Below are 23480 nucleotides of genomic sequence, written 5' to 3' on the forward strand. Positions count from 1 at the left end.
CTCACGCGGCGTCGCTGCGTCAGGCTTTCGCCCATTGCGCAAGATTCCCCACTGCTGCCTCCCGTAGGAGTCTGGGCCGTGTCTCAGTCCCAGTGTGGCCGACCACCCTCTCAGGCCGGCTACCCGTCGTCGCCTTGGTAGGCCGTTACCCTACCAACTAGCTGATGGGACGCGGGCCCATCCTTAAGCGGTAGCTTCCGCTACCTTCCCTCCCCATAGGATGCCCTACAAGGAGCTTATCCAGTATTAGCACCCCTTTCGAGGTGTTATCCCGGTCTTAAGGGTAGGTTGCCCACGCGTTACTCACCCGTCCGCCGCTATCCAGAGGTCGGAAGTCGGAAGTCGATTTCCGACCTCTGAATCGCTCGACTTGCATGTGTTAGGCACGCCGCCAGCGTTCGTCCTGAGCCAGGATCAAACTCTCAGCTTCATTTCCTTTACCTCTTCTACTACTCCTTTTCCGCCTCACTGTTCATTTTTCAAGGTCCCTCCGCTGCCCCTCAGCAGCTCTTTTATATTATCAAATCTTCAGCTTCCTGTCAAGTCCTTTTGTCTTGATTTTGTCGCTTTAGTAGCGACGAAATATAATATACCATGATTCTTTAATAGACTCAAGTAGTGTATAATGCTATTTTATCGTTTTTTATTGAAATATCAGCTCTTTTCTTTCAATATCTTTAAAATACTAAGTAATTCTCTATATTGCAATTGTTCTTGTGTTTTTACATAATAAAAAAGAGCCAAAGGCTCTTTTATCTCTTTGAAAATTGTGGAGCTTTTCTTGCTTTCTTGAGACCGTATTTTCTTCTCTCTTTCATTCTTGGGTCTCTTGTCAAGAATCCAGCTTTCTTCAAAATAGGTCTTAATTCACTATCAGCTTTTACTAATGCACGAGCAATACCAAGTCTCACTGCTCCCGCTTGACCTGTAAATCCTCCTCCGGATACTTTTGCGTATACATCGAATTTGTCTATTGTCTCTGTTAAAATTAAAGGTTGTTTAACAGTATACTTTAAAGTATCTAATGTAAAATACTCATCCAGAGGTTTATTATTAATTATTATATTTCCCTTTCCAGGCATAAGCCTTACTCTCGCTACAGCTTCTTTTCTTCTTCCTGTTCCGTAATATTGTACTGTTGCCATAGGATATCCTCCTTTCACTCTATGTCTAATTTTTCAGGCTTTTGAGCTTGATGCTTATGCTCAGAGCCCCTATATACTTTCAATCTTTTAATCATTCTGCGACCAAGTCTGTTTTTAGGCAACATGCCTTTTACAGCGTGGTATATTACAAACTCAGGTTTTGTCTGCATTAATTTTTTATACTGAACTTCTTTTAATCCTCCTGGATACCCTGTATAATATTTGTAATACTTATCTTCTAATTTATTGCCTGTCAACACAATTTTTTCGGCATTTAAAACTATCACAAAATCTCCTGTATCTACATGAGGTGTGTAGGTTGGTCTGTGCTTACCCATTAGTATTTTAGCAATTTGGCTTGCTAATCTTCCTAAGACTTTACCCTCAGCATCTATAACAAACCATTTTCTTTCGACCTCGTCAGGTTTAGCCATATATGACTTCATCTTTTATATAACCTCCTTGTCCGTGGTAAATTTCCAACATAGGGCACAATTTCGCATAATATTATTTTAATTCACAGCACTACAACTGTCAATACATAATTTTTATTAAATACAATCCTTGTGGCGGAGCAGTTACGCCTGCTTTTGTTCTGTCTCTTGATTTTAAAATATCATAAACTTCATCTTCTTTTATTTTTCCAAGACCTACATAAACTAGTGTTCCTACAATTATTCGCACCATGTTATACAAAAAGCCATTGGCTTCTATTTCAATGTTGATAAAATCTTCATTTTTTTCAATAGTTAAATCATACACTGTCCTTATAGTACTTGTTTTGCTACTTCCTGAAGCTCTAAAAGCAGAAAAATCGTGAGTCCCAATCAAGTAAGAAGCAGCTTTTTTCATTTCTTCTATATTTAAAGGATAGCCTATATGCCAACAATAATTTCTCATTGTAGGCATTGGAAATTTTCTATTAAGAATAATGTATTTGTATCTTTTTCTTTTTGCACTATATCGAGCGTGAAAAGAGTCTTCCACATCCTTTGCTTGGACAACTACTATATCATCGGGTAATACGCTGTTTAGAGCATAGGGCAGTTTTTCTGCAGGTATTTTAGTATTAGTTCTAAAGTTAGCTACTTGATATAGAGCATGAACACCTGTATCAGTTCTACTTGCACCTATTAAATTAACTTCTTCTCCTGTTACCTTCTTTATTGCTTTTTGCAATACCTCCTGAACTGTCACTGCATTCTCTTGGTATTGCCAACCGTGATAATTGGTACCGTCATATTCTACTACAATCATTACGTTTCTCATTTTTACCACGTCCAAACTCTATTCCATACAATTAGCAATACCATTATAAGGGTCACAGCTAAAGCTTCATAATCTCGTGGTTGGATTTTAAGCTGTTTCATTCGCGTTCTATTTTGCCCGCCTCTATAACACCGAGATTCCATGGCAACTGCTAATTCGTCAGCTCTTCTAAAAGCACTAATAAATAGAGGTACTAAAAGAGGCACTAGTCCTTTTGCCCTTTTTACTATATTGCCACTTTCAAAATCGGCTCCTCTTGCCATTTGAGCTTTCATGATTTTTTCTGCTTCTTCTATTAATGTAGGTATAAATCTTAAAGCAATTGTCATCATCATTGCTAATTCATGAGCCGGTATCCCTATCCGACTAAAGGGTTTTAAAATATGCTCTATTCCATCTGTCAAAGAGATAGGAGAAGTAGTTAAAGTAAGTAGTGAAGTACCGATAATCAAAAATATGAGTCTTAACCCCATAAATACAGCTAATCGCAACCCACTAGTAGTAATTTTCAAGGGTCCTAAAGTATACAATATCGTTCCCCCAGGGGTAAAAAACATATTTAAACTCACCGTCAGTAAAAGAATTATAATAACTGGTCTTAATCCTTTTAAAATATAGCTAAAAGGAATTTTTGAAATTGCTATTACCAAATAAAGGTAAAGAACCGCAAAAAGGTAACCTGAAAGTTTATTTATAAAGAATATGGCCACTATAAATATAAAAGTGATAATTATTTTGATTCTCGGATCCAACTTATGAACTACCGAATCACCAGGGATATATTGCCCAATAGTTATATTTCTAAACATTTTTAGTCCCCCTGAGATAACGAATTATATATTCCTTTGCTTCTTCAATTGTTAATATATCTTCTGGAATTGCTACGCCTTTTTTTGTAATTCTCTTGCGAGAGAAGTTATTTGTGGTACCCCTAATCCCATCTTTTCTAATTTTTCAGCTTCTCTAAATACTTCCCTTGGAGTCCCAATAATTTCTATTCTTCCTTTGTTCATCACAATTATTTTATCTGCAAATCTAGCTATATCTTCCATGCTATGGGATACCAAAATTGTTATCATCTTATATTTATCATGAATTTCTTTAATTTTGTTTAAAATCTCTTCCTTCCCCTTTGGATCAAGGCCTGCAGTAGGTTCATCTAATATCAAAATTTTAGGCTTCATCGCCAATATTCCTGCTATCGCAATCCTACGTTTTTGGCCACCTGATACTTCAAAAGGGGATTTATCTGCTAATTCTCTACTGATTCCAACAATATCCATTGCTTCATATACTCTTTTTTCAATTTCTTCTTCGCTAAGTCCCAAATTAGTAGGACCAAAGGCTATATCTTTAAAAATGGTTTCTTCAAAAAGTTGATATTCAGGATATTGAAAAACTAATCCTACTTCTTTTCGTACATCTTTCAAACTGACTTTTTTGTCTGTTATATCTACTCCATTTATATATATTTTCCCTGAAGTGGGTTTTAAAAGCCCATTTAAATGTTGTATTAACGTAGATTTACCCGACCCTGTGTGCCCGATGATTCCCACGAACTCTTCATCCTGTATTTCAAAAGTAACATTATTTAAAGCAACAGTAGCATATGGCGTCCCTTCATTATACACAAAGCTTAAATTTTCTACTTTTATCGGCATAAAAATTCCACCATTTCTTCTACTGTTAAAATATCTAAAGGGACGTCAAAGCCTTCTCTCTTCAATTGGTATGCCAACTCTGTAACTTGGGGCACACTAAGGCCAATCTTTTTTAAAAGAGCAACTTCTTTAAATACTTCTTTAGGAGTACCATCTAACACTACTTTTCCATTATCCATTACAATAACTCTATCTGCATCTACTACTTCTTCCATAAAATGTGTTATGAGTATTACAGTAATCCCATCTTCTTTGTTGAGCTTTTTTATGGTAGAAATGACTTCCCTTCTTCCTATTGGGTCAAGCATTGCCGTTGGCTCATCTAAAATTATGCACTCTGGCTTCATTGCAATTATCCCAGCAATGGCAACTCTTTGCTTTTGTCCACCTGAGAGCATGTGAGGAGGATAATCTTTGTATTCCCACATACCTACCGCTTTAAGGGCGTATTCAACTCTTTCTCTTATTTCATCAGGTGGAATACCTAAATTTTCTGGGCCAAAAGCTACATCCTCTTCAACTATAGTAGCAACTATTTGATTATCTGGATTTTGAAAAACAAGCCCAGCAGTCTGTCTTATATCCCACAAATGATTTGTATCTTTGGTGTCCATTCCTTTTACATGTACTTTTCCCTCTGTCGGCAATAAAAGTGCATTAAAGTGTTTAGCAAGTGTTGATTTACCTGACCCATTATGACCAATTATCCCTATAAACTGTCCTTTTTCAAACTGTAAATTTATATCCTTTAAAACTAGGTGTCGAGTTTGTTCTTCGGCATGATATTCAAAAGATAAATTTTGTGTAGTGATTATGTGTTCCATTAAGGACACCTTCTTTTAAGTTAAACTCCTTTATGAAAAATAGGGATTAAGTTGCAGCACCAAACTTAACCCCTTCGATTGTTTACACTAATTCAATAATTACTAATGGTGCGCCATCTCCTCTGCGAGGCCCAAGCTTTAAAATTCTCGTGTAACCACCTTGTCTGTCTTTGTATTTTGGTGCTATTTCGTCAAATAACTTCTTTACTACACTTTCATCTAAGATATAGGCTAAAGCCTGCCTTCTTGCGTGTAAATCGCCTCTTTTACCGAGAGTAATCATTTTTTCAGAAATGCTGCGAACCTCTTTTGCTCGTGCCTCTGTTGTAGTTATTCTACCATATTTCAAAAAGTCTGTGACTAAATTTCTAAGCATAGCCCTCCTCTGGTCAGAAGGACGGCCTAATTTTCTGTAACCCACCTTCAACCCTCCTTTATTCGTCTGCCTTTTTTAAGCTAAGTCCTAATGCCTCGAGTTTTTGTTTAACCTCTTCTAAAGATTTTTTACCCAAATTTCTGACCTTCATCATCTCTTCTTCTGTCTTTTGAGTGAGCTCTTGTACTGTATTTATTCCAGCTCTCTTTAAACAATTATAGGACCTAACAGACAAGTCTAATTCTTCAATTGTCATATCAAGAGGTTTCTCGACTTTTTTCTCAGGTTTGTCCACAAAAATATCTGAACTTTTGTATTCGCCAGTAAAAGATATAAACTTTTGGAAGTACTTAATCAACATATCAGAAGCCATACTAATAGCTTCTTTTGGCGTTATAGTTCCATTTGTCCATACTTCCAAAGTAAGTTTATCATAGTCTGTAACATGGCCTACACGAGTATTTTCTACATTGTAGCTTACCCTTTTTACTGGTGTAAAAATAGAATCAACTGGAATAACGCCTATCGGTTGGTTAGGCTCTTTGTTTTTATCTGAAGGCACATAACCCTTTCCCTTGACAAACACAATCTCCATATGGAGTTTACCATCATCACTTAAAGTAGCTATATGATGGTCAGGGTTTAAAATTTCTATATCAGCACTGCCTTTTATATGACCTGCAGTAACTTCTCCTTTTCCTTCTACATCTATGCGCCCTACCACCGGTTCATCTGAATGCAATTTAACTGCCACTTCTTTAAGGTTAAGTATAATTTCTACTACATCCTCTTTAACTCCTGGTAGGGTTGAAAATTCATGCAATACTCCATCTATTTTGACAGATTTAGGAGCAGCACCAGGAAGAGAGGACAAAAGTACTCTTCTTAAGGAATTCCCAAGAGTTATGCCATATCCTCTTTCTAAAGGCTCCACTACAAATTTCCCATACGTCCCATCTTCCGACTGCTCAACAATCTCTATTTTTGGTTCAATCATTTCAAACACTGTGAACCCTCCTTTTAACTGTTTTATGAGGGTAACCGATTATATCATTACTTAGAATACAACTCAACAATCAAGTGCTCTTGGATAGGTAGATCTATGTGTTCTCTTCTTGGCAATGAAACTACTCTACCTTCAAAAGCATCTTTATTGAGTTCTAACCAATCAGGTACATTTCTTGATACTTCTAAATTATTCTTTATTAATTCCATTGAACGGCTCTTTTCCCTCACAGATATTACATCTCCTGGCTTTACTAAGAAAGATGGTATATCAACTTTCTTACCATTTACTTCTATATGACCATGGCTTACCAATTGTCTCGCTTGTGGCCGAGATGCTGCAAAGCCCAACCTATACACTACATTATCAAGACGTCTTTCTAAAAGTTGTAACAAATTTTCTCCTGTGATTCCTTTCATTCTCTCTGCTTCTTCATAATATCTGACAAATTGTCTCTCTAAAACGCCATAGTACCTTTTGAGTTTTTGTTTTTCTCGTAGTTGCATGCCGTAGTTAGTGAGTTTTTTCTTTTCTTGTCCATGTTGTCCTGGTGCATATCCTCTTCTTGCAACAGGACATTTGTCTGTATAGCATTTATCTCCTTTTAAATATAATTTCATGCCTTCTCTTCTGCACAATCTGCAAGTTGGTCCTATATATCTTCCCATAATCGCACCTCCTTATACTCTTCTCCTCTTAGGTGGTCTGCAGCCATTGTGAGGAATTGGAGTCACATCTTTTATAAGACTCACTTCAAGCCCAGCAGCCTGTAAAGCCCTTATTGCTGCTTCTCTACCTGCACCAGGTCCTTTAACATAAACATCAACTGTTTTCATTCCATGATCCATTGCTGCCTTAGCTGCTGATTCTGCTGCCATTTGTGCTGCAAAGGGAGTTGATTTTCTTGAGCCTTTAAAGCCTATTGTACCAGCACTTGCCCAAGAAATTGTATTTCCAGCAGGATCCGTTATAGTCACAATGGTATTGTTAAACGTAGAATGAATATGGGCAATTCCTCTTTCTACGTGTTTTTTCTCGCGTTTTCTGCCAGCTCTTTTTACTCTTTTAGCCATTATTTCCCCTCCTTATTCTTACTTCTTCTTCTTAGCAACAGTTTTCCTTGGACCCTTTCTCGTTCTAGCATTAGTCCTTGTTCTTTGTCCTCTTACGGGTAGTCCTCTTTTATGCCTTATTCCTCTGTAGCATCCTATATCCATTAACCTTTTGATGTTCATAGCAACTTCTTTTCTTAAGTCGCCTTCAACTTTGTATTCTTTATCAATTATCTCTCTCAATCTAGAAACTTCTTCTTCTGTTAAATCCTTGACCCTTGTGTCTGGATTTACACCTGCTTTAGCAAGTATCTCATTTGAACGAGAACGGCCAATACCATATATATATGTCAAAGCTATTTCCACTCGTTTATCTCTTGGCAAGTCAACGCCTGCAATTCTCGCCATTTTCACACCTCCTAGCCTTGTTTTTGTTTATGCTTTGGATTTTCACAAATTACCATAACTCTACCTTTTCTTTTTATAACTTTACATTTTTCGCAAATAGGTTTTACAGATGGTCTCACCTTCATCTCGCACCCTCCTTATCACTTTCCACGCCATACTATTCTTCCACGACTCAAGTCATAAGGAGACAATTCTACTGTCACCCTGTCTCCTGGAAGTATTCGTATAAAATTCATTCTCAGTTTTCCGGATACATGGGCTAATACTTTATGCCCATTATCTAATTGTACTTGAAACATAGCATTTGGTAAAGCCTCTATCACTGTGCCCTCAACTTCAATAACATCATCTTTTGCCAAGGATATCCATTCCTCCTTATTGACTTAGGATTTATAAGGTTCTAAAAATTTTCTGATTTCTTCATTAGTTAATTTATCGCTCTTTTGAATTTTTTCTTTAATCTGCCAAATCACGTCATTATATCTTTGAAGGTGTTTAAACTTTTTTTCTTAGGTTTTTCTATCTTTCGAAGGTCCCCATCAGCTACAAGAACGTGTTGGTCATCAAACTTTCCTACAACTACAAAAACTCTGCCTTTGTCGCGACCTGCTTTGCTCCTTACTACCTGACCAATTTGCAAGTCTTCCATTAATAAATTCACCTCTTATAAAATGGTCAGTATTTCTGGGTCCCCATCCGTAATAACAATAGTATTTTCGTAATGGGCTGATAAACTGCCATCAACAGTCACTACTGTCCAATTATCTTCTAATGTTCTTACTGCATAATGTCCCGCATTTACCATCGGTTCTATAGCAAGGCACATACCTCTTTTTAATCTAGGCCCTCTTCCAGGGGGACCAAAATTAGGAATCTGTGGATCTTCATGCATTTTTATACCTATCCCATGTCCAACATATTCTCTTACTACTGAAAAGCCATGACTTTCTACATAAGTTTGTATTGCGTGAGAAATATCAGATAACCTATTCCCTTCTCTCGCGTATTTTATACCCTCAAAAAAGCTATTTTTTGTGACCTCAATCAATTTTTGTGCTTCCTTCGATATATCTCCAACAGGAAAAGTTCTTGCTGCATCTGCATTATACCCTTTATAGGTAGCTCCAAGGTCTATACTTATAATATCGCCTTCTTTAAGTTTTCTTAAACTTGGTATCCCATGAACTACTTCTTCGTTTATTGAAGCGCAAATACTAGCAGGAAAACCGTATAAACCTTTGAAGGCAGGTTTACAGCCATTTTTTATTATAAAGTCTTCTGCAATTCTATTAAGCTCTAACGTCGTAACTCCTGGCTTAATTGCCCTTTCTAAAACCTCAAAGAGATTTGCTATTACCTTGCCAGCTGTTCTCATCAAATCAATCTCATTTTTAGACTTGATATATATCATTTGCCTCTGTCTCCCAAAGCCTTTTTTATATCTTCAAATACTTCTTCTACCGATTTATTTCCATCAATATTCACTAAAATGTTTTTCTTTGTATAATACTCAATCAAAGGCTTAGTTTGACTTTCATAAACTTCTAGTCTTTTCACAACTGATTCTAACTTATCGTCGGAACGCTGTATAAGTTTTGTGCTACATTTGTCACATACATTGTCAACTGCAGGAGGAGAAGTCTTTATGTGATAAGTAGCACCACAATTAGGACATACTCTCCTGCCAGTAATCCTTTCTATCAAAGCATCTTCCTCAACTTCAATGTTTAGAACGCAATCAAGATAGGTTCCTTTTTGCTGCAAAAATCTATCCAATTCTTCCGCTTGTGTTACATTTCTTGGATATCCGTCTAACAAAAACCCTTTTTGGCAATCATCTTTTTCTAATCTATCTTCCACTATTTTATTCGTAACCTCATCGGGGACCAATAAGCCTTTGTCCATGTATTCTTTTGCTAGTTTCCCTAAGTCAGTATTATCTCTTAAATTTTGTCTAAAAATATCTCCTGTCGAAATATGAGGAATGTCAAACTCCTTAGCAATTTTCACAGCTTGTGTCCCTTTACCAGCACCTGGGGGTCCTAAAAGTATTACTCTCATAAATCCTCCCCCTTTATTTCAAAAATCCTTGATAGTTCCTCATGATAAGGTGTCCCTCAATTTGTTTCATAGTATCAAGTGCCACACCAACTGCTATTAAAAGTGCTGTACCTCCAAAGTAAAGTTGTAACCCCGTTACATTCATTAAAATTACTGGCATTGTAGCAATAAATGCTAAGAATAATGCTCCTACAAAAGTAACTCTATTCAATACCCTTGTAAGATAGTCTGTAGTTGGTTTCCCTGGCCTTATTCCAGGAATAAATCCACCATATTTTTTTAAATTATCTGAGACATCTACTGGATTGAAGATTACTGCTGTATAGAAATAAGTAAATCCTATTATCAATAATATATCTAAAATATTGTATATTAGCCCACTTGTGCTAAGCCATTTTTGCACAAAGTTGTAAAATGACGACCGTGGGAAAAAGGTTGCTAATTGTTGCGGAAACTGTAATAGTGAAAGAGCGAATATAATAGGAATAACCCCTGCCATGTTTATTCTTATAGGAATGTGAGTACTTTGGCCACCATAAACTTTTCTGCCAACAACCCTTTTGGCATATTGCACCGGAATTCTTCTTTGCCCTTCTGTTGCTAGAATTATCAATACTATCATTATAAGCTCCGCAACTACAAAAGCAATAGCACCAAAAATATTAGCAGTACCTGCTTGAATATATTCACTTGTCAGATATATCATGTTAGGAATCCTAGAAATTATCCCCGCAAAAATTATTAATGAACTTCCGTTGCCTATTCCATTTTCAGTAATTTTTTCACCTAACCACATCAGAAAAGCAGTACCTGCCGTCAAAGTTATAACAATGACCGTCAAGTTAAAAAATGTAGGATTGATAACTGCTCTCTTTAGCCCAATTGTCATTCCTATAGCTTGTATCAAGGCAAGTACAACTGTTAAATATCTGGTATACTGAGCAATTTTCTTTCTTCCCTCTTCCCCTTCTTTTGCCATTTGTTCAAGAGAGGGAATTGCTATTGTCAAAAGTTGCATTATAATTGAAGCGTTAATGTAAGGCACAATGCTCATGGCAAAAATCGTAAATTCTCGAAAAGCACCACCGGATATTATGTCAAAAAATCCGAACAATTGCCCTTGACCAAGTATTTGAGCAATCAGCTTTGGGTCAACTCCTGGCACAGGAATATGGGACCCTAATCTAAATATCACTAGCATTCCTAAAGTATAAAGTATCCTTTTCCTTATATCATCAACCTTCCAAGCATTGACAAGGGTTTGAAACACTTTAAATCACCTCTGCCTTTCCCCCAACGGCTTGTATTTTTTCAATGGCACTTTGACTGAATTTATGAGCCTTAACAGTGAATTTTTTGCTTAAATCTCCGTCACCTAATATCTTAACCCCATCTTTTACATCTTTAATTATACCACTTTCTATTAAAACTTCAGGAGTAATTACCGCTCCATCCTCAAACCTTTCTTCTAAAGTTCCAACATTTACAATTGCATATTCTTTTTTGAATATGTTAGTAAAACCTCTTTTTGGGAGTCTTCTTGTAAGTGGCATTTGGCCTCCTTCAAAACCCGGACGCACTCCACCGCCACTTCTTGCTTTTTGCCCTTTTTGTCCTCTGCCTGAAGTTTTACCATGTCCAGAACCTATTCCTCTTCCTACTCTTTTTCTTTCACGTCTTGCTCCTTCAGCTGGTTTTAAATCGTGCAGTCTCATCTTTGCACCTCCTATATTGCTTTTGTGTTTATTCAAACAGTTGGCTTACTGGAATTCCGCGTAATCTCGCTACTTCTTCTGCTGTTCTAAGTCTTTTTAACCCTTCAATTGTAGCATAAACCATATTAGTTGCATTAGAAGACCCAAGTGACTTAGTCAAAACGTCTTTTATGCCTGCAGACTCTAACACTGCGCGAACAGGTCCTCCTGCAATAACACCAGTACCTTCTCTGGCAGGTTTCAAGAGTACTTTTCCAGCGCCAAATTCCCCTATGACTTCATGAGGAATAGTAGTTCCTACAATTGGAACTTTAATTAAGTGTTTTTTTGCATCCTCTATAGCTTTTCTAATTGCATCTGGAATTTCTGCAGCTTTACCTCTTCCTACTCCTACATAGCCTTTATCGGCGTCTCCAACTACAACTGTGACGCTAAATCTAAAATTCTTACCGCCCTTCACAACTTTTGCAACACGATTTATGCTTACGACTCTTTCTTTTAAATCTAACTTTGTCCAATCAACTCGAGCCATTCATTTCCCTCCTTGTTAGAAATTTAATCCCGCTTGCCGTGCAGCATCAGCCAATTCTTTTACTACACCGTGATAAATATAGCCGCCCCTATCAAATACAACATCTTTTATGCCTTTTTCTAAAGCTCTCTTTGCAATCAGCTCTCCTACCAATTTAGCAGACTGCTTATTTGCTCCTTTTGCAATGCCTCTAAGTTCAGGATCTAACGTAGAAGCATGGACAAGAGTATGCCCTTTAGTATCATCGATAATTTGCGCATAAATGTGTTTCAAACTTCTAAAAACATTAAGACGTGGTCTTTCTGGTGTTCCAAAAACTTTTTTTCTTACTCTTAAATGACGTCTTTTTCTTAATTCGTTCCTATTTGGTTTTGTAATCATCATCTCACCCCTTACTTCTTACCAGTTTTACCTTCTTTTAATCTCACAACTTCTCCTGCATATCTTATACCCTTGCCCTGATAAGCATCTGGTTCACGGACTCTTCTGATGTTTGCAGCAACTTGACCTACTTTTTCTTTATCGGCTCCTCTTACAATTATTTTGTTATTACCTTCTACAACAATTTCAATCCCTGGCTCTTCTTCTATTTCTACCGGATGAGAGTATCCAACATTTAACACTAATTTCTTCCCTTGTTTTGCTGCACGATATCCTATCCCTACAATCTCTAATGTTTTTTCAAAGCCTTGAGTTACGCCTTTTACCATATTTGCTATTATTGCTCTTGTAGTTCCGTGCATTGCTCTTTCTTCTTTATCGTCGCCATTTCGAGTTACAATTACTTGATTATCTTTTACTTCTATATTTACAATCGGCGGAAACTTTTTTTCTAAAGTGCCTTTTGTACCTTTTACAGTTACTACATTATCAGGACTTACTTTAACTTCTACTCCCTTTGGTATTTCTATTGGCAATCTACCAATTCTAGACACTGACCACACCTCCTTATTGAAATCACCAAATGTAGCAAATAACTTCTCCTCCAACTCCTGCTTTTCTTGCTTCTTTATCTGTCATGATTCCCTTTGATGTTGAAATAATTGCAATACCCAATCCTCCTAATACTCTTGGCAATTCATCGTGCCTTGCATATACTCTCAAACCAGGTTTGCTTATTCTTTTCAAACCAGATATAACTCTTTCTTTGTTAGGGCCATACTTTAATGTTAGTTTGAGAATACCACCTTTTCCATCGTCTATTTCTTCTACTGATTTTATAAACCCTTCTTTTAGCATAATCATTGCAATAGCCCTTTTCATGTTTGAAGCAGGTATTTCTACTGTTTCATGTCTTGCAATGTTCGCATTTCTTATTCGAGTTAGCATATCTGCTATAGGATCTGTCATTACCATTGTACTACCTCCCCTCTTTTACCAACTTGCTTTTTTAACACCTGGTATCATTCCTTGATGGGCATACTTTCTGAAGCATATACGGCACATGCCAAATTTCCTCAAGTATGCATGAGGTCTGCCACAAATTTTGCACCTATTGTATTCTCTTGTCTTGTATTTTTGAGGCTTTTGCTGCTTTACTATCAAAGCCTTTCTTGCCATATAATTTTACCCTCCTTTACTTTGCAAATGGCATACCTAAAAGTTCTAACAATCCCTTCGCTTCTTCATCGGTTTTAGCAGTTGTAACAATAATTATATCCATTCCTCTTATCTTATCTATCTTATCATAGTCAATTTCAGGAAAAATTAATTGTTCTTTGATTCCTAAAGCATAATTCCCTCTTCCATCGAAAGAATTAGGAGAAACTCCTTTGAAGTCTCTCACACGAGGCAAAGCTATATTGAAAAGTTTATCCATAAATTCATACATTCTTTCTCCGCGCAAAGTAACTTTTACTCCAATTGGCATTCCCTTACGAATTTTGAAATTTGCGATTGACCTTTTAGCTCTTGTAATAACTGGTTTTTGTCCCGCAATCATTGTCAAATCATTGACCGCTGCTTCCAGCGCCTTAGGATTTTCTTTTGCTTCACCCACACCTATATTTATAACAACTTTTTCAACTTTAGGAACCTGCATTATATTTTTATAGCCAAAACGTTCCATCAGCGCTGGCACAACTTCTTTTTCGTATTTTTCTCTCAGCCTTGACATAATGAGCCTCCTTCCTTTCTATAATTATAGCGTTTCATTGCACCTCTTGCAGTAACGTACTTTTTCGCCATTTTCAAGGACTTTTACCCCATAGCGAACTCCTCTTCCACAATTTTCACAATAGAGCATAACCTTCGAACTGTAAATTGGCGCTTCTTGGTGAATTATTCCACCTGGTTTTTGCGGATTTGTCGATTTCCTGTGTTTTGTCACAACATTAACGCCTTCCACAATTACTTTGCCTTCTTTAGGAAAGGCTTGCAATACTTTGCCTTTCTTACCTTTATCCTTACCTGAAATTACAACAACCATATCTCCTTTTTTTACGTGCAATTTATTCTGTGCCATTTTCCACCCTCCTTAAAGCACTTCAGGAGCCAAAGAAATAATTTTCATGAAGTCTTTTTCTCTCAATTCTCTTGCAACTGGTCCAAAAATACGAGTACCTCTTGGTTGTTTATCATCCCTTATAATAACCGCAGCATTATCGTCAAATCTTATATAAGTGCCATCTTTTCGAGCAATTCCTTTCTTTGTCCTTACGATTACCGCTTTAACAACTTCACCTTTTTTCACAACACCACCGGGTGTTGCACTTTTTACAGAAGCAACTATTACATCTCCTACATTTGAAAACTTTCTATTTGAACCGCCTTCCAAGCGAATACACATAATTTCTTTTGCACCTGTATTATCTGCTACTTTCAATCGAGTTTGAGGTTGAATCATTTGAGTTTACCTCCTTTCAAATTATTCAGCTCTTTTAACTATTTCAACTAATCTCCATCTTTTTCTTTGCTAAGTGGTCTTGTTTCCATTATCTTTACTATATCTCCAACATTGCATACATTATTTTCATCGTGAACTTTGAACTTTTTGGTTCTTTTTATTGTCTTTCCATAAAGAGGATGTCTTACTCTGTCTTCTACAGCAACTACAATAGTTTTTTGCATTTTATTGCTTACTACTGTTCCAATTCTAACTTTCCTGTGGCCTCTTTCCAAGTGAATGCCCTCCTTCCTTATGCTTTATTTTGCCTAATACCTAATTCCCGCTCTCTCAAAATTGTCTTTATTCTCGCAATTGTTTTTCTTACATCTCTTATCCTCATAGGGTTATCTAATTGGCCGGTAGCAAGTTGAAATCTCAAATTAAAAAGCTCTGCTTTTAAGTCCGAAAGCTTTTGAAGCAATTCCTCATTGGTAAGTTCTCTTATTTCCTTAGCTTTCATTATCTTCACCACCCAATTCTTCACGTTTTAAAAACTTTGTCTTTATAGGCAGTTTATGCATTGCAAGCCTTAAAGCCTCTTTTGCAACTTCTTCTGATACTCCACCTATTTCAAAAAGAACTCTACCTGGCTTTACAACTGCTACCCAAAATTCTGGTGACCCCTTCCCTGAACCCATACGAGTTTCAGCAGGTTTTTTAGTAACCGGCTTATCAGGGAAAATTTTTATCCACACTTTTCCGCCTCTTTTTATAAACCTCGTCATTGCAACCCTTGCTGCCTCAATTTGGGTGGCTGTAATCCAACCAGGTTCCAGCGCTTGCAACCCATATTCTCCATAAGTCAGGGTATTACCACGAGTAGCATTTCCTTTTATTCTGCCCCGTTGTTGTTTTCTGTATTTCACTCTTTTTGGCATTAACATGTTTTACTTACCTCCTTCCGCGGTTACCTGCTTTTTAGGCTGTGGCAGTATCTCTCCTTTATTTATCCAAACTTTTACTCCTATTTTCCCATAAGTAGTATTTGCCTCTGCAAAGCCATAGTCAATATCCGCTCTTAAAGTTTGAAGCGGTACAACTCCTTCATGATACCTTTCAGTACGAGCAATTTCTGCACCAGCCAATCTACCCGAACAAGCAATTTTAATACCTTTAGCACCTAATTTCATCGCTCTTGCTATGGCTTGTTTCATAGCCCTTCTATAGGATATCCTTTTTTCAATTTGAGCTGCAATATTCTCAGCTACTAGTTGTGCACTAAGTTCAGGAGTTTTGACTTCCACAATATTAAGGATAACTGTCTTATTAGTCATTTTTTCCAATTCTTCTCTTAACTTGTCAATACCTGCTCCACCTTTGCCAATTACCATTCCTGGTTTTGCAGCATGAATATCTATTTTTATCCTATTGGACGCTCTCTCAATAACTATTTTAGGAATCCCAGCTGAATACAGTTTTTCTTTTATATAGTTTCTTATTTTAATATCTTCTATTAAGAGTTTTGAAAAATCTTTGTCATCCGCATACCATTTAGCTAGCCAATCTTGTGTAACTCCAACTCTAAGTCCATATGGATGTACCTTTTGGCCCACGCATATCCCTCCTTTATTCTTTTTCCTTCACGACTATCGTTATATGACTGGTTCTCTTCCTCATAATATCTGCTCTTCCCATCGCTCTTGGGAAAACTCTCTTCATTGTAGGGCCTTCATCTGCCACAGCCTTTGCTACATACAGATTATCTCTATTCATTCCATGGTTATTTTCAGCATTAGCAATGGCTGATTTAAGAACCTTGGCAACTATTCCTGAGGCTCTTTTTGGAGTAAACCTTAAAATAGTTAAGGCTTCATCCACATGCTTGCCACGAATCAGGTTAAGAACTAATCTTACCTTTCGAGGCGAAATTCTTACATATCTGGCTATTGCCCTTGCCTCCACGTTATCTCCTCCTTTGCCTATTTAACTTTGGAAGTTTTTTCAGTATCAGCATGTCCGTGGAAGGTTCGAGTAGGAGCAAATTCTCCTAACTTGTGCCCTACCATCGCTTCAGTTATATAAACAGGTACATGCTTTCTGCCGTCATGAACAGCTATTGTATGTCCAACCATTTCTGGCACAATTGTCGAGCTCCTTGACCATGTTTTGATTACTTTTTTCTCATTCTTTTTATTCATTTCAACAATCTTTTTAAGAAGTTTTGGATCAACATAGGGACCTTTTTTTACAGATCTGCTCAAGGCATTGACCTCCTTTCACCAACTATTTGCGTCTCTTAATGATAAATTTATCCGAAGCTTTACCTTTCTTACGTGTCTTATAACCCAATGCAGGCTTGCCCCATGGTGTAAGTGGCCCTGGATGTCCGATAGGTGCTTTACCTTCACCACCACCATGTGGATGGTCAACCGGATTCATCGCTGAACCTCTAACAGTTGGTCTTCTTCCAAGCCATCTTGACCTTCCTGCTTTACCTATCTTTACATTTTCATGGTCTAAATTTGATACTTGTCCAATGGTTGCACGACAGTCAGCCTTTATCAATCTAATTTCTCCTGAAGGCATTCTAACTTGAACATAATCCCCTTCTTTAGCCATAAGCTGTGCCGCTGTACCTGCCGCTCTCACTAATTGTCCACCTTTTCCTGGTATAAGCTCGATGTTATGGATTATTGTACCTACAGGAATATTCCTTAAAGGCAAAGCATTTCCTACCTTAATGTCTACATTTTCACCAGATTCTACTATATCTCCCACTTTTAGTCCATAAGGAGCAATGATATATCTTTTTTCCCCATCTAAATAATGTATAAGTGCAATATAAGCTGTTCTATTTGGATCGTACTCAATAGCAGCAACTTTTCCTGGTACTCCGTCCTTATCTCTCTTGAAATCTATAATCCTATATTTTCTCTTATGTCCGCCACCACGATGTCTGACAGTAATTCTCCCGTATACATTTCTTCCACCCGATTTAGTTAAAGTAACAACTAAGGATTTCTCTGGCTTATCCTTAGTAACTTCCTCAAAAGTCAATACCGTCATTTGACGTCTGCCGGGAGATGTCGGCTTAAAAGATTTTATTCCCATTTCTTTCCCTCCTTAAACTTAAAATTATGCCTGCAACCCTTCAAAGAATTCGATACCTTTACTATCTGGAGTAAGCTTCACTATTGCTTTTTTGTAAGCTTCTGTCCTTCCTTCATATTTTCCCATTCTCTTTGGCTTTCCTTTGTAATTCATTGTATATACTTTTTCCACTTTGACCCCAAATATGTCTTCTACAGCTTTCTTTATTTGAATTTTATTTGCTCTTTTATCCACAATAAAAGTATATTTTCTCTCACTCATGAGGTTCATACTTTTTTCAGTTATTACTGGGCGTATTATAATGTCGCGTGCCTCCATTAGGCGTACACCTCCTCGACTATGCCCACGGCATCCTTTGTTATGATAAACTTGTCGTATTTTAAAATATCATAAGTATTCAAATAATTAGCATATAAAGTTTTAACACCTGGTATATTTCTTGCTGAAAGTTCTACGTTCTTTTCCCCTTCAGGTACCACTATTAACGCGCTATCAACATTAAAATTCTTAAGGAGTTCAACAACTTTTTTAGTCTTTGGCTGATCTAATTTGAATTCATCTAATACAATTATCTCGTTATCTCTAACTTTAGATGAAAGAGCAGATTTTAAAGCTAATCTTTTTACTTTTTTAGGTAACTTATAGCTGTAATCTCTTGGCTTTGGTCCAAAGACAATACCACCTTTAATCCATTGAGGAGCTCTTATACTTCCTTGACGTGCTCTTCCTGTTCCCTTTTGTCTCCAAGGCTTTCTTCCACCACCACGAACTTCGCCGCGGGTTTTGGTCGAATGGGTACCCTGCCTTTGATTCGCCAAATAATTTAGCACTGCTTCATGCATAACAGGAACATTTACTGGCACGCCAAAAACTGAATCCTTTAGTTCTATTTCTCCTACCTGTTCCCCTTTTACGTTGTAAACCGCTACCTTAGGCATCTTTCTTCCTCCTTTCATCACTTGCTCTTCACGGAATCTTTTATAATGAGCAAGGAACCTTTAGGTCCTGGCACTGATCCTTTTACTAACAATAAATTTAATTCAGGATCAACTTTTACAACTTCGAGGTTTTGTATAGTTACTCTTTCATGTCCCATATGCCCAGGCATAATTTTGCCTTTAAAAGTTCTTCCTGGGTCTGTGGTAGCACCCATCGAACCTACTCTTCTATGATATTTGGAACCGTGAGACATAGGTCCTCTATTAGCGCCATATCTCTTTACAACACCTGCAAAGCCTTTACCTTTTGAAATACCTGTTACATCTACTCTATCTCCTGGTTTAAAAATATCTACCTTTATTTCGCTACCTACTTCATATCCACTTATGTCATCTAACTTAAATTCTCTTAAATATCTCTTAAAAGGCACTCCTACTTTTTTAAAATGCCCTATTAAAGGTTTTGTAAGTCTTTTCTCTTTAACATCTCCAAAACCAACTTGAATAGCATTGTATCCATCAGTCTCCACTGTTTTTTTCTGTACGACAACACAAGGACCTGCTTCAATTACTGTGACAGGAATTACTTCTCCTTTTTCATTAAATATTTGTGTCATACCGTGCTTTTTACCTAAAATACCTTTTTTCATTCTTTTATCCACCTCCTGAAATCAGCGGACGCTTTTGCGTCTTAATTTCTTTTTTATTTTTTGTTTCTTTCCTTATTACCTTTTACAGTTTTATTTCAATATCCACACCAGATGGTAAATCTAATCTCATAAGAGCATCTACTGTCTTAGGTGTTGGATTTAAAATATCAATTAATCTCTTATGAGTTCTTATCTCAAACTGTTCTCTTGAATCTTTATATTTGTGAGGAGCTCTTAAAATAGTTATAATATCTTTTTCTGTTGGCAATGGAATAGGTCCAGAAACCTCTGCACCTGTCCTCTTTGCAGTCTCCACTATCTTTTGAGCCGATTGATCTAAAATAGCATGGTCAAAAGCCTTTAAACGTATGCGAATTTTTTGCTTGGGCATTTTACTTTCCCTCCTTCTATCAATCCTCAACACTTTTCTATATCCACATATCCAGGCGTTTTATTGTCAAAAAAAATCTTACCTGCGACACCAGCTTTAATATTTTATCTCAAGTTCTAAATCATTGCAAGACTTGACATATCAATATTTTTGTGCTAATAGCAGCTGCTATTAGCACAAAAATATGATGCTATTCTATGATAGCTGACACGACGCCAGCACCTACTGTACGGCCGCCTTCTCTTATAGCAAACTTCAAACCTTCTTCCATCGCTATCGGTGTTATTAACTCTACTTTTATCGTTACGTGGTCCCCTGGCATTACCATCTCTACTCCATCCGGCAAGTTTATTACACCTGTAACGTCTGTCGTCCTAAAGTAAAATTGTGGCCTGTATCCATTGAAAAATGGTGTGTGCCTTCCTCCTTCTTCCTTCGTCAATACGTAAACTTGTGCCTCAAATTTCGTGTGCGGCTTTATCGTCCCTGGCTTCGCTAATACTTGCCCTCTCTCTACTTCGTCCCTCTGTACTCCTCTTAATAATACTCCTATGTTGTCTCCTGCTTGCGCCTCATCCAGCGTCTTCCTGAACATCTCTACCCCTGTTACTACTGTCTTCCTTGATTCCGTCGTCAATCCTATTATCTCTACTTCGTCTCCTACCTTTACCTTCCCTCTCTCTACTCTTCCTGTCGCAACAGTTCCTCTTCCTGTTATCGTAAATACGTCCTCTACTGGCATTAAGAATGGCTTGTCTATGTCTCTCTCCGGTGTCGGTATATATTCGTCTACTACATCCATTAACTGCCATATCTTCCCGCACCATTCGCACTCTCTCTTGCCACATCCACACTCTAATGCCTTAAGTGCTGACCCTACTACTATCGGTGTGTCATCCCCCGGAAACTCATATTCATTCAATAATTCCCTTACTTCCATCTCTACTAATTCTATTAATTCTGGATCGTCTACCATGTCTGCCTTGTTTAAAAATACTACTATATATGGCACTCCTACCTGCCTCGCCAATAATATGTGTTCCCTCGTCTGTGGCATCGGTCCGTCTGCTGCTGATACTACTAATATCGCCCCGTCCATCTGTGCTGCCCCTGTTATCATGTTCTTTACATAGTCAGCATGTCCTGGACAGTCTACGTGCGCATAGTGCCTCTTCTCTGTCTCATATTCTACGTGAGTCGTGTTTATCGTTATTCCCCTTGCTCTCTCCTCCGGCGCCTTGTCTATCTCGTCATATCCCTTCGCCTCTGCCATTCCTGCCTTCGATAATACCATCGTTATCGCTGCTGTCAACGTCGTCTTACCATGGTCTACGTGACCTATCGTCCCTACGTTTACGTGGGGCTTCTTCCTCTCAAATTTTTGCTTCGCCATCCTCTTTTCCTCCTTTACTTCTTTTCTAATATTTGATCAGCAATATTTTTAGGAACTTCCTCATAATGATGGAACTGCATAGTGTAAGTTCCTCTTCCTTGAGTTTTTGACCTTAAATCAGTGGCATATCCAAACATTTCAGCAAGTGGCACAAATGCTCTTATAACTTGGGCACCAGCCCTTGCTTCCATTCCTTCAACTCTTCCACGACGTGAATTTATATCTCCTATTATATCTCCCATGTATTCTTCTGGAACCACAACCTCCACTTTCATAATAGGTTCCAAAAGAACAGGATTTGCCTTTTTCATACCTTCCTTAAATGCTATAGAACCAGCTATTTTAAATGCCATATCTGAGGAGTCAACTTCATGGTAAGAACCATCTACCAATGCCACTTTTACATCGATAACAGGATATCCTCCAAGAACACCGTTTTGCATAGCTTCTTGAACACCTGCGTCAACTGCAGGAATATATTCTTTTGGAATAACTCCTCCTACAATGCGGTTTTCAAATGTATAGCCTTCTCCTCTTGGAGCCGGTTCCATCTCCAACCAAACATGACCATACTGACCACGTCCACCAGACTGCCTGATAAATTTACCTTCAATTTTAACAGGTTTAGTGATAGTCTCTTTGTAAGCAACTTGAGGCTTACCTACATTGCAATCAACATTAAACTCTCTTCTTAGCCTATCAACAATTATCTCTAAGTGCAATTCTCCCATACCAGCTATTATTGTCTGTCCTGTCTCTTGGTCAGTATATGTTTTAAAGGTTGGGTCTTCTTCAGCTAGTTTCAATAAAGCCATAGTCATTTTTTCTTGAGCAGCTTTAGTCTTAGGCTCTATAGCAACAGAAATAACTGGTTCTGGAAAATCCATTGATTCTAAAAGTATTGGATGATTCTCATCACAGAGCGTATCTCCTGTTGTAGTATCTTTTAGTCCAACGGCTGCAACTATATCACCTGTGTATACAGCATCAATTTCTTCTCTGTGATTTGCATGCATTCGCAGGATTCTTCCTACTCTTTCTTTTTTACCTTTTGTAGAATTCAACACATATGACCCCGCATTTAAAGTCCCTGAATATACTCTAAAAAAAGCAAGTTTACCTACATAAGGGTCCGCCATAATTTTAAATGCCAACGCTGAGAAAGGCTCTGAATCATCAGCTTTTCTCTCTATCTCTTCTCCTGTGCCTAATGCCATACCTTTTACCGGTGGCAAATCAAGTGGAGAAGGAAGATATCTCACTATCGCATCCAACATAGGCTGAATCCCTTTATTTTTATATGAAGAACCACAGACAACTGGTACTAATTCACCATTTATAGTTCCTTTTCTTAAGGCTTTGTGAATCTCCTCTTCAGTTATTTCTTCACCTTCTAAATACTTTTCTAAAATAGTTTCATCTTGCTCAGAAACTGCCTCTAATAGTTTTTCTCTATACTCCTCAGCTAAATCTTTTAAGTCATCAGGTATTTCAGTCTCATCCATTACAGTACCTAAATCATCTTCATATATTATGGCTTCCATTTTAATTAAATCCACAATGCCTCTGAAAGTATCTTCTTTTCCAATAGGAATTTGTATAGCTACAGGATTAGCTCCCAATCTTTCCTTTATCATTTTTATTACATTAAAAAAGTCAGCACCTATTATATCCATTTTATTTACATAGGCAATTCTTGGAACATGATATTTGTCAGCCTGTCTCCATACAGTTTCAGATTGAGGCTCAACACCCTCTTTTGCAGAAAAAACCGCAACAGCTCCGTCTAATATTCTAAGAGACCTTTCAACTTCTACTGTAAAGTCCACGTGTCCCGGCGTATCAATAATGTTTATTTTATGCCCTTTCCAATAACAAGTAGTAGCCGCAGAAGTTATAGTTATACCTCTTTCCTGCTCTTGTACCATCCAGTCCATTGTAGCAGTACCTTCGTGGACTTCTCCTAACTTATGAACTTTTCCTGTGTAAAAAAGTATTCGCTCGGTAGTAGTGGTTTTTCCTGCATCTATATGCGCCATAATACCAATGTTCCTAACTTTATCTAAGCTGTAGTCTCTTGGCATCTTCCATCCTCCTTTCTTGTCCCTTAGTTCACTACCC

At 37.6% G+C, this 23480-nt stretch carries 36 protein-coding genes, 3 pseudogenes and 1 other annotated feature (1 of these 40 cut by a window edge); all 39 genes and pseudogenes read right to left on the minus strand.

Features of this window, described 5'->3' with window-relative positions; translation table 11 throughout:
- Positions 1-422 (minus strand) — a sequence feature (16S ribosomal RNA rRNA prediction is too short) (it extends 110 nt beyond the left edge of the window).
- A gap of 330 nt (positions 423-752) precedes the next feature.
- Positions 753-1145: a 30S ribosomal protein S9 gene (rpsI, locus tag THESIDRAFT1_RS03525; RefSeq protein ID WP_003870239.1), complete on the minus strand. Its 393-nt coding sequence runs from the start codon at positions 1143-1145 to the stop codon at positions 753-755.
- Positions 1146-1159: 14 nt separating this feature from the next.
- Positions 1160-1591 (minus strand): 50S ribosomal protein L13, encoded by a 432-nt coding sequence (gene rplM, locus THESIDRAFT1_RS03530; protein WP_004402339.1) that lies wholly within the window; start codon positions 1589-1591, stop codon positions 1160-1162.
- Between the two features lie 88 nt (positions 1592-1679).
- Positions 1680-2414 carry a tRNA pseudouridine(38-40) synthase TruA gene (gene truA / locus THESIDRAFT1_RS03535; RefSeq protein WP_004402341.1) on the minus strand — a complete coding sequence of 245 codons (735 nt, stop codon included), beginning with the start codon at positions 2412-2414 and terminating at the stop codon, positions 1680-1682.
- A gap of 2 nt (positions 2415-2416) precedes the next feature.
- On the minus strand, positions 2417-3223 hold the full coding sequence (locus tag THESIDRAFT1_RS03540; protein WP_006569565.1) for an energy-coupling factor transporter transmembrane component T family protein: 807 nt from the start codon (positions 3221-3223) through the stop codon (positions 2417-2419).
- A pseudogene (locus THESIDRAFT1_RS03545) lies at positions 3216-4075 on the minus strand (energy-coupling factor transporter ATPase). Before THESIDRAFT1_RS03545 ends, THESIDRAFT1_RS03540 begins: the two are co-directional and overlap by 8 nt.
- Positions 4066-4899 carry an energy-coupling factor transporter ATPase gene (locus THESIDRAFT1_RS03550; protein WP_003870244.1) on the minus strand — a complete coding sequence of 278 codons (834 nt, stop codon included), beginning with the start codon at positions 4897-4899 and terminating at the stop codon, positions 4066-4068. Before THESIDRAFT1_RS03550 ends, THESIDRAFT1_RS03545 begins: the two are co-directional and overlap by 10 nt.
- Before the next feature lie 82 nt (positions 4900-4981).
- Positions 4982-5320: a 50S ribosomal protein L17 gene (rplQ, locus tag THESIDRAFT1_RS03555; RefSeq protein ID WP_003868588.1), complete on the minus strand. Its 339-nt coding sequence runs from the start codon at positions 5318-5320 to the stop codon at positions 4982-4984.
- 13 nt (positions 5321-5333) lie between these two features.
- On the minus strand, positions 5334-6281 hold the full coding sequence (locus THESIDRAFT1_RS03560) for a DNA-directed RNA polymerase subunit alpha (RefSeq protein ID WP_003870245.1): 948 nt from the start codon (positions 6279-6281) through the stop codon (positions 5334-5336).
- A gap of 47 nt (positions 6282-6328) precedes the next feature.
- Complete coding sequence (gene rpsD, locus THESIDRAFT1_RS03565; RefSeq protein ID WP_003870246.1) at positions 6329-6949, minus strand: 30S ribosomal protein S4; 621 nt, start codon at positions 6947-6949, stop codon at positions 6329-6331.
- A gap of 12 nt (positions 6950-6961) precedes the next feature.
- Positions 6962-7354: a 30S ribosomal protein S11 gene (gene rpsK / locus THESIDRAFT1_RS03570; RefSeq protein WP_003870247.1), complete on the minus strand. Its 393-nt coding sequence runs from the start codon at positions 7352-7354 to the stop codon at positions 6962-6964.
- An 18-nt stretch (positions 7355-7372) separates the two neighbouring features.
- On the minus strand, positions 7373-7741 hold the full coding sequence (gene rpsM, locus THESIDRAFT1_RS03575; protein WP_003868584.1) for a 30S ribosomal protein S13: 369 nt from the start codon (positions 7739-7741) through the stop codon (positions 7373-7375).
- 11 nt (positions 7742-7752) lie between these two features.
- Positions 7753-7866: a 50S ribosomal protein L36 gene (rpmJ, locus tag THESIDRAFT1_RS03580; protein ID WP_003373491.1), complete on the minus strand. Its 114-nt coding sequence runs from the start codon at positions 7864-7866 to the stop codon at positions 7753-7755.
- A gap of 15 nt (positions 7867-7881) precedes the next feature.
- Positions 7882-8100, minus strand: a complete 219-nt coding sequence (gene infA, locus THESIDRAFT1_RS03585; RefSeq protein ID WP_003870248.1) for a translation initiation factor IF-1 — start codon at positions 8098-8100, stop codon at positions 7882-7884.
- A gap of 24 nt (positions 8101-8124) precedes the next feature.
- Positions 8125-8390 (minus strand): annotated as a pseudogene (locus THESIDRAFT1_RS03590) (RNA-binding protein).
- A 15-nt stretch (positions 8391-8405) separates the two neighbouring features.
- Positions 8406-9152: a type I methionyl aminopeptidase gene (gene map, locus THESIDRAFT1_RS03595; RefSeq protein ID WP_003870250.1), complete on the minus strand. Its 747-nt coding sequence runs from the start codon at positions 9150-9152 to the stop codon at positions 8406-8408.
- Complete coding sequence (locus THESIDRAFT1_RS03600; RefSeq protein ID WP_003870251.1) at positions 9149-9802, minus strand: adenylate kinase; 654 nt, start codon at positions 9800-9802, stop codon at positions 9149-9151. Before THESIDRAFT1_RS03600 ends, map begins: the two co-directional genes overlap by 4 nt.
- Before the next feature lie 13 nt (positions 9803-9815).
- Complete coding sequence (gene secY / locus THESIDRAFT1_RS03605; protein ID WP_003870252.1) at positions 9816-11072, minus strand: preprotein translocase subunit SecY; 1257 nt, start codon at positions 11070-11072, stop codon at positions 9816-9818.
- Position 11073: 1 nt separating this feature from the next.
- Positions 11074-11517, minus strand: coding sequence for a 50S ribosomal protein L15 (rplO, locus tag THESIDRAFT1_RS03610; protein ID WP_003870253.1), 444 nt, complete (start codon positions 11515-11517; stop codon positions 11074-11076).
- A 28-nt stretch (positions 11518-11545) separates the two neighbouring features.
- On the minus strand, positions 11546-12049 hold the full coding sequence (gene rpsE, locus THESIDRAFT1_RS03615; RefSeq protein ID WP_004402350.1) for a 30S ribosomal protein S5: 504 nt from the start codon (positions 12047-12049) through the stop codon (positions 11546-11548).
- A 15-nt stretch (positions 12050-12064) separates the two neighbouring features.
- Positions 12065-12430, minus strand: coding sequence for a 50S ribosomal protein L18 (gene rplR, locus THESIDRAFT1_RS03620; RefSeq protein WP_012268641.1), 366 nt, complete (start codon positions 12428-12430; stop codon positions 12065-12067).
- A gap of 11 nt (positions 12431-12441) precedes the next feature.
- The gene (rplF, locus tag THESIDRAFT1_RS03625; RefSeq protein WP_003870255.1) at positions 12442-12984 is read right to left on the minus strand and encodes a 50S ribosomal protein L6; all 543 of its coding nucleotides are present in this window, start codon (positions 12982-12984) and stop codon (positions 12442-12444) included.
- Positions 12985-13006: 22 nt separating this feature from the next.
- Positions 13007-13405: a 30S ribosomal protein S8 gene (gene rpsH / locus THESIDRAFT1_RS03630; RefSeq protein WP_003868574.1), complete on the minus strand. Its 399-nt coding sequence runs from the start codon at positions 13403-13405 to the stop codon at positions 13007-13009.
- A gap of 18 nt (positions 13406-13423) precedes the next feature.
- Positions 13424-13609, minus strand: a complete 186-nt coding sequence (locus THESIDRAFT1_RS03635) for a type Z 30S ribosomal protein S14 (RefSeq protein WP_003868573.1) — start codon at positions 13607-13609, stop codon at positions 13424-13426.
- 16 nt (positions 13610-13625) lie between these two features.
- Positions 13626-14165, minus strand: coding sequence for a 50S ribosomal protein L5 (gene rplE, locus THESIDRAFT1_RS03640; protein ID WP_003870256.1), 540 nt, complete (start codon positions 14163-14165; stop codon positions 13626-13628).
- A 24-nt stretch (positions 14166-14189) separates the two neighbouring features.
- On the minus strand, positions 14190-14513 hold the full coding sequence (gene rplX, locus THESIDRAFT1_RS03645) for a 50S ribosomal protein L24 (protein WP_003870257.1): 324 nt from the start codon (positions 14511-14513) through the stop codon (positions 14190-14192).
- Positions 14514-14525: 12 nt separating this feature from the next.
- Positions 14526-14894: a 50S ribosomal protein L14 gene (gene rplN, locus THESIDRAFT1_RS03650; RefSeq protein WP_003868570.1), complete on the minus strand. Its 369-nt coding sequence runs from the start codon at positions 14892-14894 to the stop codon at positions 14526-14528.
- Positions 14895-14915: 21 nt separating this feature from the next.
- A pseudogene (gene rpsQ, locus THESIDRAFT1_RS03655) lies at positions 14916-15169 on the minus strand (30S ribosomal protein S17).
- A gap of 17 nt (positions 15170-15186) precedes the next feature.
- Positions 15187-15396 carry a 50S ribosomal protein L29 gene (gene rpmC / locus THESIDRAFT1_RS03660; protein ID WP_003870259.1) on the minus strand — a complete coding sequence of 70 codons (210 nt, stop codon included), beginning with the start codon at positions 15394-15396 and terminating at the stop codon, positions 15187-15189.
- Positions 15386-15820: a 50S ribosomal protein L16 gene (gene rplP, locus THESIDRAFT1_RS03665; RefSeq protein WP_003870260.1), complete on the minus strand. Its 435-nt coding sequence runs from the start codon at positions 15818-15820 to the stop codon at positions 15386-15388. Before rplP ends, rpmC begins: the two co-directional genes overlap by 11 nt.
- 3 nt (positions 15821-15823) lie before the next feature.
- Positions 15824-16489 carry a 30S ribosomal protein S3 gene (gene rpsC / locus THESIDRAFT1_RS03670; RefSeq protein ID WP_003870261.1) on the minus strand — a complete coding sequence of 222 codons (666 nt, stop codon included), beginning with the start codon at positions 16487-16489 and terminating at the stop codon, positions 15824-15826.
- A gap of 13 nt (positions 16490-16502) precedes the next feature.
- The gene (gene rplV / locus THESIDRAFT1_RS03675; protein WP_003868565.1) at positions 16503-16838 is read right to left on the minus strand and encodes a 50S ribosomal protein L22; all 336 of its coding nucleotides are present in this window, start codon (positions 16836-16838) and stop codon (positions 16503-16505) included.
- Positions 16839-16855: 17 nt separating this feature from the next.
- A complete protein-coding gene (gene rpsS / locus THESIDRAFT1_RS03680) occupies positions 16856-17137 on the minus strand; it encodes a 30S ribosomal protein S19 (protein ID WP_003868564.1) in 282 nt (93 codons plus the stop codon).
- 22 nt (positions 17138-17159) lie between these two features.
- Positions 17160-17987 (minus strand): 50S ribosomal protein L2, encoded by an 828-nt coding sequence (gene rplB / locus THESIDRAFT1_RS03685; protein WP_004402352.1) that lies wholly within the window; start codon positions 17985-17987, stop codon positions 17160-17162.
- A gap of 24 nt (positions 17988-18011) precedes the next feature.
- Positions 18012-18305: a 50S ribosomal protein L23 gene (rplW, locus tag THESIDRAFT1_RS03690; RefSeq protein WP_003870263.1), complete on the minus strand. Its 294-nt coding sequence runs from the start codon at positions 18303-18305 to the stop codon at positions 18012-18014.
- The gene (gene rplD / locus THESIDRAFT1_RS03695; protein WP_003868561.1) at positions 18305-18925 is read right to left on the minus strand and encodes a 50S ribosomal protein L4; all 621 of its coding nucleotides are present in this window, start codon (positions 18923-18925) and stop codon (positions 18305-18307) included. The genes rplW and rplD overlap by 1 nt, the downstream gene beginning before the upstream one ends.
- Before the next feature lie 17 nt (positions 18926-18942).
- Positions 18943-19575 (minus strand): 50S ribosomal protein L3, encoded by a 633-nt coding sequence (rplC, locus tag THESIDRAFT1_RS03700; RefSeq protein WP_003870264.1) that lies wholly within the window; start codon positions 19573-19575, stop codon positions 18943-18945.
- An 82-nt stretch (positions 19576-19657) separates the two neighbouring features.
- On the minus strand, positions 19658-19966 hold the full coding sequence (gene rpsJ / locus THESIDRAFT1_RS03705) for a 30S ribosomal protein S10 (RefSeq protein ID WP_003868559.1): 309 nt from the start codon (positions 19964-19966) through the stop codon (positions 19658-19660).
- Between the two features lie 190 nt (positions 19967-20156).
- On the minus strand, positions 20157-21359 hold the full coding sequence (tuf, locus tag THESIDRAFT1_RS03710; protein WP_003870265.1) for an elongation factor Tu: 1203 nt from the start codon (positions 21357-21359) through the stop codon (positions 20157-20159).
- 14 nt (positions 21360-21373) lie between these two features.
- Complete coding sequence (fusA, locus tag THESIDRAFT1_RS03715) at positions 21374-23443, minus strand: elongation factor G (protein WP_003870266.1); 2070 nt, start codon at positions 23441-23443, stop codon at positions 21374-21376.
- Positions 23444-23480: the final 37 nt, after the last annotated feature.

This window comes from Thermoanaerobacter siderophilus SR4, assembly GCF_000262445.1.
GTDB classification, from domain to species: Bacteria; Bacillota; Thermoanaerobacteria; order Thermoanaerobacterales; family Thermoanaerobacteraceae; genus Thermoanaerobacter; species Thermoanaerobacter ethanolicus.